Origin of the sequence: Clostridium sp. Marseille-Q5894 (genome assembly GCF_946902305.1) — a bacterium.
Lineage (GTDB): Bacteria > Bacillota_I > Bacilli_A > Erysipelotrichales > Coprobacillaceae > Thomasclavelia.
In genome coordinates this window covers 317,098-329,890 of sequence record NZ_CAMPPT010000002.1, presented here as the reverse complement: position 1 = coordinate 329,890, position 12,793 = coordinate 317,098, and the positions used below count along the sequence as shown (strand labels likewise).

The following is a 12,793-nucleotide window of genomic DNA, read 5'->3' as shown; positions in this document are numbered from 1 at the left end:
ACTGATGAGACTTTCGTAGTCATAGATCAAATGAATGAAGAAATGCATATGATATTTATTTTTTAAAAAGCTGAATATCCTTAAATAATATGAATATTTTTTTATCCAGCGGTAAAGTGTTGAAACAGATATCTGAAATATATTGACGATTTTTTCAATGGTCAATGAAGAAAACATCTTCAAAGAGAGGACATGAAGTACAAAAAATATGGAATATGATGAATGAGGTATGATAAAAGAAGCAGGCAAAATAGAATGAAAATGACCGTCATTACGGCAGTACATCACAGGGACTTCAAGCATCTGATCATCAATTTGGCCATTATGAAAAGAGATATAATGTCTCTGATAGGACTGATAATATTTGATATTGGAAGATTTACAGACGATGCCGTTATGAGTATGTAAAGATGACAGCTCCAAATGATTGAGACAGTAGAATTCGAAATCGCGGATTTGTGAAAAAGAAGGTTCATTATAGAATTTAATATTTTGAGAATCAAAAGCTGACTTGATATTGAGTATAAAATCCTGTATCATATAATTTGTATCATCAGTATCAACTGACGATTGAAAAGGGACAGTGTTAGAGGGTGAGAAGCTTTAACGGGCTGTTTCTTTTCTTTTTCCTTTCATAATATTGATCGATAGATATCATACACTATTCTGCAAATAAAAAACAGATTAAGGTTGATGCAGTGCAGTTTGAAACGGCATCTTTCTTAATCCGTTTGTTTTTTTTATTTGCAGTTTTTGTATTATTTTTTTTGTAGAGAATTTGCGGTTTAACAATGTAGACAAGGCTGATGTTTTCCTAAAAATTTGCCTAGACTTTGAGTATTTGGTCGTTTCGTATGCACTCATAAAAATAATTGTATCAGTTTTATTCAAGCAATTATCACCTCTCTATGTTTATAGAGTGTATCATACCTCTTTGTTTAGCACAAGCATTATTGCTCCAGACATCATTGTGCCTAATTTTGAGAAATGGAGGAACGCCCATGGCCACGGCATATATCAAGCCCTACAAATAGGCCGCCAAGCGGACGGCCATCCAAAGTTTGAAATGATAATGTTAATATAAAGATAACCAATTTGGTTAGTTTAATTTTCACCAATTATGGTGAAATATAAATAATCAAATGACGTTATCTTTTTGTTTTGTTAAACTTCCTTTGGAAAGGAGGTGCAACAAAATTGATGGATGATAATTTATTAGGAGAATTAAGAATTATGGATGATTTTCATATAAAACCAAATTATAGTGATTTGGCCAGAAAATATAAAATGGATAGACATACTGTTAAAAAATATCATATAAATGGTAAAATTCCTGACAGAAAAAAGTTAAGCGAAAAAGTAAGTGGGATAAATATTATGATGAGATTCTGTCTTTGATGGCTTTACCATCTATTACAAAAATGGCTGTTTTCAATCTCTGTATTATCAAAATAACGGTGATCTTCCTGGTGATTATTCCAGTTTTAAATCTTATACCTGGCGTAAGAATTTGACATGTAAAAAAACAGATAGTACGCCTCATGTTCTTTATAAAACTGCTCCTGGCGAACAATTACAATGTGACTGGAAAGAAAAGTTACATACACATTCTAAAGATGGCGTATTATATGAATATGATGTATTTTCTGCTACTCTTGGATATTCCAGATAACATGTATTCATTTATTCACGTGGTAAGACTTCTGTAGACTTTATGCGCTGTCTTCTTGAAACTTTTAAAAGGATTGGTGGTAAAACAAAGACTGTTAAGACAGATAATATGAGTGCTGTTGTTTCTTTTCAAGATGGTGAAAGGAATATCCATCCAATCATCAAAAGTTTCTTTGATGATTTGGAAGTTAAACTGAAATTATGTGATGTCAGAACTCCTGAAACCAAAGGTAAACGTGAAAGTGCTAATCGATTTGTCAACTGGATCAGAGCCTTTGATCGTTTGTTTTTGTAAAAAGCAGATGTTGATATATGATTTGTTTTGCAGTAAATGCTTATAGGCAAATTGCTTGCTTCCCAATCATCAAAAACTGCTTTCCAGTTTCTTCTTTGTGTCATTTAAAAAGCCACCTCCATTTATAAGATGACTTTATTTTATTACTGAATTCCATTCACTACAATTGCCTATTGCTTTGACGTTTACATCTATCATAGAGAAGTTGATGAAAAATAATGCAATCGTAATGCAATTCTATAAAGGAAAAGCTGTAAAACCCTTATAAGTAAAGGCTTTACAGCTTAGCTCCGACTATTCGAATTCTATTGTCCCTGGTGGTTTTGAAGTAATATCATACATTACTCTGTTTACCCCACGAACTTCATTTATAATTCTAGACATAACTTTATTTAATATTTCATATGGGATTTGAGCTGCTTCAGCAGTCATGAAATCAATTGTGTTAACTGCACGTAATGCAACAGCATAATCATAAGTTCTTTCATCACCCATAACCCCTACAGAACGCATATTTGTTAAAGCTGCAAAGTATTGACCAATTGATCTATCTAAACCAGCTTTAGCAATTTCTTCTCTATAGATGGCATCGGCATCTTGAACAATTTTAACTTTTTCACCCGTAACTTCACCAATAATTCTAATTCCAAGTCCTGGTCCAGGGAATGGTTGTCTAAAGACTAAATATTCAGGAATACCTAATTCTAACCCAACTTTACGGACTTCATCTTTGAAAAGATCACGTAATGGTTCAATGATTTCCTTGAAATCTACTGCATCAGGTAATCCTCCAACATTATGATGAGATTTAATTACTGCTGATTCTCCGCCTAATCCACTTTCAACAACATCAGGATAAATAGTTCCTTGAACTAAGAAATCTACTGCCCCAATCTTTTTAGCTTCTTCTTCAAAAACACGAATAAATTCTTCACCAATAATTTTTCGTTTAGCTTCTGGCTCAGTAACTCCTTTTAATTTAGCGTAATATCTTTCTTGAGCATTAACACGAATAAAGTTTAAGTCATATTGCCCATCTGGTCCAAACACTGCTTCTACTTCATCACCTTCGTTTTTACGAAGTAATCCATGATCAACAAAGACACAAGTTAATTGATTCCCAATTGCTTTAGATAATAATACTGCAGCAACAGAAGAATCAACTCCACCAGATAAAGCACATAATACTTTACCATTACCAACTCTTTCTCTAATTGCTTTGATTTGTTCTTCAACAAATGAATCCATGCGCCAATCACCACTACAGTTACATACACCTAAAACAAAGTTAGACAAAATATTTTTTCCATATTCAGTATGTAATACCTCTGGATGGAACTGAATTGCATATAACTTTTGATCAGCATTTTCACAAGAAGCTACTGGACAATCTTTTGTATAAGAAGTAATTTTGAAACCTGGTCCAATCTTAGAAATATAATCAAAATGACTCATCCAGCAAATTGATTCTTCAGGAACATCCTTAAATAACTTAGAATCTTTATCACTTACAATTAAATTAGATTTACCATATTCTCTAACATCAGCTCTTTCAACTTTACCACCTAAAATATGCTGCATCAGCTGAGCTCCATAACATAAACCTAATACTGGAACCCCTAATTCAAACAACTCTTTTTTATATGTTGGAGAATCTTCTAAATAACAGCTATTAGGACCACCAGTTAAGATAATTCCTTTAGGATTCATTTCTTTAATCTTTTCAATATCTGTCTTATAAGAATAAATCTCACAATAAACATTACATTCACGAACCCTACGAGCCACTAATTGATTATATTGACCACCAAAATCAATAACAATAACTAACTCTCTTTTCACGCATCTTCCTCCTTAAAATTCAATATCTTTTAAAACAACAGTCTGTTCACGATCAGGCCCTACTGAAAACATAACTACTGGACAATGAACTAACTCTTCAATTCTTTTAATATAATTTTGACAATTAACAGGTAATTCTTCAAATGATTTAACATTAGTAATATCTTCCTGCCATCCTGGCATTTCCTCATATACTGGTTCTACTGATTCAATTCCTTTGACAGTAGCTGGTAAACCATGAATAATTTCACCATTATATTTATAAGCAGTACAAATCTTAAGCGTTTCAAAACCACTTAAAACATCCAATAACATCAAACTAATTCCTGTTAAAGAAGACATTCTTCTTGATTGATTTACTACAACTGCATCAAACCATCCCGTTCTTCTAGCCCTTTGAGTTACTGTCCCATATTCATGACCACGTTCACGAATTAAATCACCAGTTTCATCAAATAATTCAGTTGGAAAAGGTCCTGCTCCAACTCTTGTTGTATAAGATTTAATAATTCCAATTGCCTCTTTAATATATAATGGTCCAATTCCGGCACCCTCACATACACCATTAGCACCTGGATGCGAACTTGTAACATATGGATATGTTCCATAATCAATATCAAGCATTGCTCCTTGAGCTCCTTCAAATAAAACTTTTTTGTCAGCTTGTAAATATTCATCAATCAACATACCAGTATCACAAACCATAGGAGCAATAGTTTTAGCGTATTCTTTATATTCTTCAAAAATACCTTCAACTGTAAATTTACCCTCTAATTCAGGATATTCCATAACTTTCATTGGGAAAGTTTCTTTCAATCTTTCTAAAAATAATTCTTCATCAATAAACTCACCCATACGAATACCAATACGACTATATTTATCAATATATGTAGGTCCAATTCCTCTTTTAGTTGTACCAATGCTATTAGCACCTTTACGTTCCTCTTGAATAGCATCAATTTCCATATGATAAGGTAAAATAACATGACAACGATCACTTATTTTAATTTTACTAGTATCAATTCCAGCATCCTCTAAATACTTCACTTCTTCTAAAAACGCTTTAGGATTAACAACCATTCCATTACCCATAATAACTTCATGACCACTAAAAATACCTGAAGGAATCAATTTCAAAGCAAATTTCTTTCCATCATAAACAATCGTATGACCAGCATTATTCCCACCAGCATATCGAACTACAACATCAGCCTTTTGAGCAAGATAATCGGTAACCTTACCTTTACCTTCATCTCCCCACATACTTCCTACTACGACTACTCCAGCCATTAAATTCACACCTTTCTTATTTACTCTTACATTATATACAATTAAATATAAAATTGCATCAATAATATAATATTTGACTAACTTACGTAATCATTATATTATAGAGTTAGTCATTAGTAAAATTAATATATTATAACTATGATATAAGGAGTACTTATATGTATATCAAACTAGAACAATATAAAATATTTAATGAAGCTGCTACTACCTTATCATTTTCTACAGCTGCTAGAAACTTATTCATTTCACAATCAGCCGTATCCCAAACTATTAGCAGTATCGAAAAAGAATTACAAATCCAATTATTCGTTCGTAACTCTAAAGGGGTTACTTTAACCAAAGAAGGAAAATTACTTCATCAACAAATCGATCAAGCCTTAGCACTGATTACTGGGGTTGAAAACCAGCTTTCTAACTATCATGAACTAAAAGAAGGTGAATTGATCATTGGTGCTGGAGATACATTTAGCGAGTATTTTTTAACTGCTTATATTGTTAAATTTAAACAGTTATATCCTGGGGTTAAAATTAAAGTTATTAATCGTACTAGCTTAGAAACACGAGAATTATTAAAATCTGATCAAATTGATATCGGATTTTTAAACCTGCCTATTAAAGATGATTCACTTGTAATTAAAGAATGTTTTCAAGTTCATGATATCTTTGTTTCTAAAGACATAGATGATCATATCTATTCATTTGATGAATTAGCTAATCAACCATTGATCTTATTAGAAAAATCATCAAATACTAGAAACCGTATCGACAACTATTTTGCAGAAAAAGGACTGCTATTAAAACCAACAATTGAATTAGGAGCTCATAACTTATTACTAGACTTTGCTCGAGCTGGTTTAGGAATTTCTTGTGTTATTAAAGAATTTTCGCAAGATTTACTTGACCAGGGAATTCTTCATGAAATCAAAACTACGCAACCACTCCCTAAACGAAGTATTGGTTATGCTTATCCTAAAAGACGTAGCCAGTCAATTGCTACTAATAAGTTTATTGAATTAATTGCTAAAAATAACGATTAACTATAAGTTCAAAAAAGCCGCATTATTTAATATAATGCGACTCAATAAAAACTATTTTTTAACCCTTTAATCCTCTTGACTGACGATCCATATCCTCAATAACAATATCATAAATTTCTCCAAGAGTAGCACAGTACTCTAAGATCAACCATGGTTCATTAGTATGAAAATGAATTTTAATCAACTCATCATCACCAACCGCTAATAAACAATCACCTTTAAAATTTTTTGTAATATAATCATTAATTACATCTTCATCAAGATTTTCACCTTCAATTAATAATTGAGTATCATATCTAAATTCAAGCATTCATTTCTCCTTAATTATAACTCTGCTGTGTTAAAAACTGATATACCCGACTAATGATCCTTGATTCTAACTTACTGTATGATAAAGTCGGATCTTTTAATAACGGTACTTCAAAATAATCTTTACGACCTAAATATTCAAGTTTGATTTTAACGATCACACCTAAACGATGATCTAAACAATCAATTGTCATTGTCAGTACTTCTTCACTATGATTTTCACCTAAACTAAAACCATCACGTAATTTAAATTTATCACAATTATAAATAATAAAATATGTCGGCATGATCTTAGCCAAAGCCTCTTTTAAATTAGGCTCTCTAATAATATATTTACCAATTACAGCTTCGATCCTTTTTTTAATCGGTAGCATTTTTTCATCAGCAGCTTCCTTTGAACCAGCCTTACAACCAAGACGGATACGCACCGTTTCTTCTGAAGCATACAAAGCAATACTTACTTCGCTTTGCTGATTGATTAAATCTTCTAACACTTCATCAACCTTACTTTCACCAATTCCCATAGTTAAAAAATCATAAGTATAGATAATATCTTTTTTATACTGACTTAAATAAGCTTTTAACACATGATCAACAACATATTTCATCTCTTTAGGGGGACCAGGTAAATTAACGATCATTTTTTCATCTTGAGACATTACACAGCCATTAGCAGTTCCAACTTCATTTTCTAAGACATAGCATCCTTTAGGAAAATAGGCCTGTTTAAAATTGTTTTCAGGAATTTCACCCCATGTAGTTACAAATCGACATTTCTCTGCAACCTTTTTTGCTTCATCTTCTAAATATACTAACTCCAATCCTAAATATTGAGCTGATAGTTCTTTAGTTAAATCATCCTGCGTTGGTCCTAAACCACCTGTTGTAATAACACAATCAGCCCCTCGTTTAAAAGCAATATCTAAACACTGTTTAAAGCGCTCAGGATTATCACCAACAGTAGTTTGAAAATAAACATTAAAACCTAAATCTTTACACATCTTTTGAATATATGCGGCATTGGTATTAACAATTTCACCAAGTAATAATTCTGTACCAACATTAATAATTTCTACATTCATGCATTATTCCTCCTAAAACGATATCTATATTATAAATAATTTTAACCATTTTTCCAATCATATAATCATTTTATATAAGATGATGTTATTTTCAAATACTAATATTACATATCTTTAACCTAAATTTAAATATTTATAACAAAAAAAGAAATGGCGAACCATTTCTTATTTTCTAACTTCTTTAATTCTAGCAGCTTTACCTGATAATCCACGTAAGTAATGTAATTTAGCACGACGTACTTTACCAACTTTAACTACTTCAATATGATCGATGATTGGTGTATGAACTGGGAAAGTTCTTTCAACACCTACTTGGTATGAGATTTTTCTTACTGTAAATGTTTCAGAAATACCGCTACCTTTTCTTGCAATACAAACCCCTTCAAATAATTGGACACGGAATTTGTCACCTTCTTTAATTTTTACAAATACTTTTAATGTATCCCCTGCTTTGAATTGAGGAATATCATTTCTTAATTGTTTTTTAGTAATTTGTTCTACTAATTGTAAATTCATTTCTCTTCTCCTTCTCCAAAAATTGTCTTGAATGTTCATTCGATTAACCAGCGGAACATCTGCAGTCTCACGACTTTTTCATTATAAAGAAAACACTAGTAAAAATCAATCATTTTTTTCAATTTTTTTCATCATTTCTAAACTTTCTTCATCAAATTGATATGATCGTAATAAATCTGGTCTTTTTAAATAAGTTTTTTTAAGAGCCTGATATTTTCGCCATTTACGAATATTTTCATGATGCCCACTTAATAAAACAGCTGGTACTTCATTACCATCATAACATTGTGGTCTAGTATACTGAGGATACTCTAAAAGCCCCTGACTAAAAGAATCATCCTGATGACTATCTTCCTTGATTGCACCATCTAGTAATCTAATAACAGCATCACTTACGACCATGCTGCCAAGCTCGCCTCCGGTTAAAACATAATCACCTATAGATATTTCCATATCAACATAATTTCTAATTCTTTCATCAAAACCTTCATAATGTCCACAAATAATAACTAGATGTTCCTGCTGCGACAAATCAACCGCTAAGCCATGATTTAAAGTTGATCCCTGGGGCGACATTAAAATAACCATACTTTTATCACTGCAAATTGTCTTTAAACACTCAACTATTGGTTCACACATCAACACCATCCCTTGACCACCACCATAAGGGTAGTCATCAACATGTTTGTGTTTATCATTAGAAAATTCTCTAAAATCATGTAACGTTACTTTAACAAGCTCTTTATCAATAGCTCTTTTTATAATTGATGTATTTAGAAAACCTGTAAACATTTCAGGAAACAACGTCAAAATATCAATCTTCATCAATTAACCCTTTAATTAACTGAACTCTAATTATTTGATTATCTAAATCAACATCTTTAATAAAAGCATCGACATAAGGAATAGCCACATTTTTACCATGATGATCAACATTCAATATATCATGACGTCCATTATCATAAATAGAAGTAACATTACCAATTAATTTTCCTTCCAAACTTACTACTTGCAAACCAATCAAATCACTATAAAAATATTCATCCTCATCTAACAATTCATCATCTTTTAATCCATAAACAAATGAACCAACATATTTTTCAACTAAATTTATATCTTGATTATCTTTAAACGCCACCAAATAATTACCTTTATGAATTCTAGATGAAACGATCACAAACTCTAGATCCACACCTTGATAACGAATATAAAGAGAATTACCTTTTTTAAATCTCACCGCACCAAAATCACTATTTGACCTTATTTTCAATTCACCTTTTAAGCCATGTTTTCCAATAATTTTTCCAACCTTAACTTTCTCCATCTTACCTCCAAAAAAATAGATGTGCTCAGCACATCTATCATTATTCATACGATTCAAACTTAATATCTAGTTTCTTATTAGTCTTACGACCAGCAACTGACATTAATTGTCTAATTGAATTAGCCATTGCTCCTTTACGTCCGATTAATCTAGCAATATCACTTTGCGCAGAATAAACATGTAAAACAACAACATTTTCTTCTAACGAAGGCAATTCACGAACTTCTAAATGTTCCTTATCCTCAACTAATTCAATTGCGATATCTTTAAGAATCTTAGCATAATCCATAATTACTTACCTAATTTTGAATCAGCAAATTTTTTCATAATTCCTTGTTTAGATAATAAGTTTCTAACTGTATCAGATGGTTGCGCACCGTTATTTAACCATTTTAATACTTCTTCTTCTTTGATTGTAACTTGTGCAGGATTAGTACAAGGATTATAAGTTCCTAATAATTCAATAAAACGTCCATCTCTTGGAGCTCTTGAATCTGCTGCTACAATTCTATAGAAAGGAGCTTTCTTAGCACCCATTCTGATTAATCTTAATTTTACTGCCATTTATATTTCCTCCTAATTAATTTACTTGTACACTTTAACATAACATTTTAAAGGTGTCAAGCTTTTTTACTTGACACCTTTAGTTTATTTTAATTATATAATTTTTAATCTTTTAAATCTTATATCATTTATTTAGCTCAATTCACATAATTAATAAATAGTGATAAACACACACATGCATAACAACAAAAAACATCATTTCATTCTTTTTATTTAAAACATCTAATTTATAATTATACGCTAAACATTTTTTTATAAATCTAATATATTAATAAAAATAGAATTCTTCTTTTAATAAAAAATCACCTATAAATTGATAGTACAATAAATAACTATTTGTCTTCTAAATTTTCTTTTATGATCTTCTAAAAATATGACCATACTCAACTGTATATACTCCAATTAAGCTATTATCACTAGTTTCAACATTTACTGTAACATCTTAAAATGTAAGATAATAATAAGTTACAAAAAGATTACTTGTTAAAAAGTTAAACGATGCTTTTATTTATCCTGGAAATCATCACACCAATTAATTCATATACAAATACTGCTCCAGCAAAACCAAAGATAATATCATTGACATCAAAATATCCACGCAATGTCAACACTTGTACCAGTTTGATAAAAATAATCAGGATAATAATAAATAGATAAAAGGCTTTTTGCTTATTTAACATATTAAAACTATCTCTTGATAATAAAGCTATTGGTGTATAAATAATTAATGAAATCAAGAGTGATTTTGGGGAACCAAAATTACAAAATGGCACAAAATTTGAACATTTAATTATCTTTTCTGTGTAAGAAAGACCCTCAAGTCCACCTAAATTGCTATGTGCATAAATAAAACTTAATAGTATTAAAATATATGTAAATAACAAACCTCTAAATATTAATTTTTTCATTTAGTTTTCTCCTGTGTTTAATATAATGTATGTAACAAATATGTCATTTTGATAATTGGTAAAATATGAGCCATTATATTTATCCACAATATCTTTAATTATCTCTATTCCGTAACCATGATTTTTTTTATCAGATTTGCTTGTTTTCATTTTCTTTAATAACGGATTAAAATAACACGTATTTTCTACTTTGATAATAAACTGTCCATCTTTTAATACAAAAAATGCACCGACTTTTTTTTCTTCACCAATATTTTCAATAGCATTATTCATTAGATTCATTATTACTAATAATAAATCTGTCGTCATATTATCGAAACCTGATAAATTATTACTTTCAATATTAAAATTAATATCGTTGTGATCTGCAATAACATAATTTATATATGCATCAATAATTAAATTTTTAGTAAAAACCATATTCTTTTTCTCAACTATTCTATTTGTCAAATCATTGATATAATTATGTACTTCAGTATATTTATTTTGTGCGATTAACTGCTGTATCACAATTAATTGATTTTTATAATCATGCCTTATTTTTGATAAATTGTCTTTCTCTTTTTTAAATTGATCAAGATAAATATTTGAAAAAATATTGCTTAAATTTAATTGTTTTTCTTTTTCAAATTTTTTAGCCATTGTTTGTAATGTATTTGAAATTATAATTCCAAATAAACATAATAACCCAAGTAAAATAAATATTGAAAAATTATATATGCTCCAATCTGAAAAATTTGGCATTATACTTAAACAGCACAACTCAATCAATAACATTGATATTGAGAAAAAAATAAAGAGAAGTGCATTACTGCTATTAGGTATGAAAAAACTTTTATTACAAGTATAGTACGTAACGACAAATAATATCAATGTTCCCAGCCAAGAGAATATAATCAGTGAATAATCAGTTATGTCTATACTATCTAGCGGATAACGAGATAACCTGCTAACAATAATGAACATAATATGATATGTAATTATAATTATGGATGAGTTAAAAATAATTAAATATAACTTTTCGAAATTAATAGCATATAATATACCAACTAAAATAATTAATAAAATTATCCCTAAGATAAAAATATTTATAAAAAAATACTTAAAACATATAAAATAAACAATCGATCCAATTAAAGATGAAAATAATATTTTTGGTTTATTAAGCGAGAGATTAAAATTATCCTGAAAACAAAAACAAACAGAAAACAAAATCACTGTCTGCATCAATATATATACGATTATATCAATATTTTTTAACATGTGCTAATTTCCTTTCGATAATTTTTATTTGCAGGTCTTTTGCTCTTCTTCGGCTCACCGGCAGCTTTTTTCCCATTAAATATATATTTCCATTTCTATAATCATCTGCGTATGCTAGATTAATAATGGTACTGCGATTAATTAACATAAAATCACTATTTAGCAGTATTTCAAAATCTTTTAAATTTCTATTTTTAACTACTATATCTCTTTGGTTCAAAAGATGAAAATTAATATCGTGTAAATAATATGAAATATACATAATTTCTTCAAAATAAATTTTTATCTCAGTCTGCTTATTTGGAAGCATTAAATAAGGTTTGTTTGCTTCTATACTTAAATTGTTTAATAATTTAGTTAATCCATTGTTTAGGTTGTCTTTTAAAACAAAACCAACAACATTCTTGCCAAATGCCTGGATCATTTTTTCTTCGTGTGCTGTAACAAATATGATATTAATATTATGTTCGCCGAGTAATTTTGATAACGTAATTCCATCAATATTAGGCATGTCTATATCTAAAAAGACTAATTCATATTCCATTGCTTTCTTTAAGAAAGTAAAACCATCTTCAAAGCAGGTAATATTTAACTGGTTATTTATGCCAATTAGAACATTTTTTATTATTAAAAGGAAGTCTTTGTTATCGTCAACTATTGCTGTTTTCATGAATTTTTCCTTTCAACTTAAC

At 29.7% G+C, this 12,793-nt stretch carries 16 protein-coding genes and 1 pseudogene; 4 read left to right on the top strand and 13 right to left on the bottom strand.

Translation table 11 applies throughout. The features are described 5' to 3' along the window. Window positions 1-1,200 precede the first annotated feature (1,200 nt). From OC535_RS04240 to OC535_RS04230, 3 genes are all read left to right on the top strand, one after another. Window positions 1,201-1,398, top strand: coding sequence for a hypothetical protein (locus OC535_RS04240; protein WP_498823246.1), 198 nt, complete (start codon window positions 1,201-1,203; stop codon window positions 1,396-1,398). A 112-nt stretch (window positions 1,399-1,510) separates the two neighbouring features. Beyond that, on the top strand, window positions 1,511-1,672 hold the full coding sequence (locus OC535_RS04235; RefSeq protein WP_498823245.1) for a hypothetical protein: 162 nt from the start codon (window positions 1,511-1,513) through the stop codon (window positions 1,670-1,672). A gap of 42 nt (window positions 1,673-1,714) precedes the next feature. Beyond that, window positions 1,715-1,966 (top strand): hypothetical protein, encoded by a 252-nt coding sequence (locus OC535_RS04230; RefSeq protein ID WP_498823385.1) that lies wholly within the window; start codon window positions 1,715-1,717, stop codon window positions 1,964-1,966. Window positions 1,967-2,004: 38 nt separating this feature from the next. On the opposite strand, the pseudogene OC535_RS04225 reads toward OC535_RS04230, so the two are convergent. The 3 genes and pseudogenes from OC535_RS04225 to OC535_RS04215 form a co-directional block, all read right to left on the bottom strand. Beyond that, window positions 2,005-2,070 (bottom strand): annotated as a pseudogene (locus tag OC535_RS04225) (hypothetical protein); the annotation flags it as partial. Between the two features lie 190 nt (window positions 2,071-2,260). Beyond that, window positions 2,261-3,808 carry a glutamine-hydrolyzing GMP synthase gene (guaA, locus tag OC535_RS04220; RefSeq protein WP_498823244.1) on the bottom strand — a complete coding sequence of 516 codons (1,548 nt, stop codon included), beginning with the start codon at window positions 3,806-3,808 and terminating at the stop codon, window positions 2,261-2,263. A 12-nt stretch (window positions 3,809-3,820) separates the two neighbouring features. Next, the gene (locus OC535_RS04215) at window positions 3,821-5,098 is read right to left on the bottom strand and encodes an adenylosuccinate synthase (protein ID WP_498823243.1); all 1,278 of its coding nucleotides are present in this window, start codon (window positions 5,096-5,098) and stop codon (window positions 3,821-3,823) included. Window positions 5,099-5,256: 158 nt separating this feature from the next. Here OC535_RS04215 and OC535_RS04210 point away from each other — a divergent pair, with 158 nt between their 5' ends. Continuing rightward, entirely contained in the window at window positions 5,257-6,135 is an 879-nt protein-coding gene (locus OC535_RS04210; RefSeq protein ID WP_498823242.1) for a LysR family transcriptional regulator, read from the top strand. A gap of 58 nt (window positions 6,136-6,193) precedes the next feature. On the opposite strand, the gene OC535_RS04205 is transcribed toward OC535_RS04210, so the two are convergent. From OC535_RS04205 to OC535_RS04160, 10 genes are all read right to left on the bottom strand, one after another. Continuing rightward, window positions 6,194-6,445, bottom strand: coding sequence for a fatty acid kinase subunit FakA-related protein (locus OC535_RS04205; RefSeq protein ID WP_024720806.1), 252 nt, complete (start codon window positions 6,443-6,445; stop codon window positions 6,194-6,196). 10 nt (window positions 6,446-6,455) lie between these two features. Then, on the bottom strand, window positions 6,456-7,526 hold the full coding sequence (locus OC535_RS04200; protein ID WP_227051796.1) for a competence/damage-inducible protein A: 1,071 nt from the start codon (window positions 7,524-7,526) through the stop codon (window positions 6,456-6,458). 165 nt (window positions 7,527-7,691) lie between these two features. Then, a complete protein-coding gene (gene rplS / locus OC535_RS04195; protein WP_024720808.1) occupies window positions 7,692-8,042 on the bottom strand; it encodes a 50S ribosomal protein L19 in 351 nt (116 codons plus the stop codon). A 105-nt stretch (window positions 8,043-8,147) separates the two neighbouring features. Beyond that, complete coding sequence (gene trmD / locus OC535_RS04190; protein ID WP_227051798.1) at window positions 8,148-8,867, bottom strand: tRNA (guanosine(37)-N1)-methyltransferase TrmD; 720 nt, start codon at window positions 8,865-8,867, stop codon at window positions 8,148-8,150. After that, window positions 8,857-9,366 (bottom strand): ribosome maturation factor RimM, encoded by a 510-nt coding sequence (gene rimM, locus OC535_RS04185; RefSeq protein ID WP_024720810.1) that lies wholly within the window; start codon window positions 9,364-9,366, stop codon window positions 8,857-8,859. Before rimM ends, trmD begins: the two co-directional genes overlap by 11 nt. Window positions 9,367-9,406: 40 nt before the next feature. Further along, complete coding sequence (locus OC535_RS04180; RefSeq protein WP_024720811.1) at window positions 9,407-9,655, bottom strand: KH domain-containing protein; 249 nt, start codon at window positions 9,653-9,655, stop codon at window positions 9,407-9,409. A gap of 2 nt (window positions 9,656-9,657) precedes the next feature. Continuing rightward, complete coding sequence (rpsP, locus tag OC535_RS04175; RefSeq protein ID WP_024720812.1) at window positions 9,658-9,930, bottom strand: 30S ribosomal protein S16; 273 nt, start codon at window positions 9,928-9,930, stop codon at window positions 9,658-9,660. Between the two features lie 491 nt (window positions 9,931-10,421). Beyond that, window positions 10,422-10,838: a hypothetical protein gene (locus tag OC535_RS04170; protein WP_024720813.1), complete on the bottom strand. Its 417-nt coding sequence runs from the start codon at window positions 10,836-10,838 to the stop codon at window positions 10,422-10,424. Next, window positions 10,839-12,101: a GHKL domain-containing protein gene (locus OC535_RS04165; RefSeq protein WP_081721099.1), complete on the bottom strand. Its 1,263-nt coding sequence runs from the start codon at window positions 12,099-12,101 to the stop codon at window positions 10,839-10,841. It lies immediately after the preceding gene. Then, window positions 12,085-12,771, bottom strand: a complete 687-nt coding sequence (locus OC535_RS04160) for a LytR/AlgR family response regulator transcription factor (RefSeq protein WP_024720815.1) — start codon at window positions 12,769-12,771, stop codon at window positions 12,085-12,087. The genes OC535_RS04165 and OC535_RS04160 overlap by 17 nt, the downstream gene beginning before the upstream one ends. Between the last annotated feature and the right edge of the window lie 22 nt (window positions 12,772-12,793).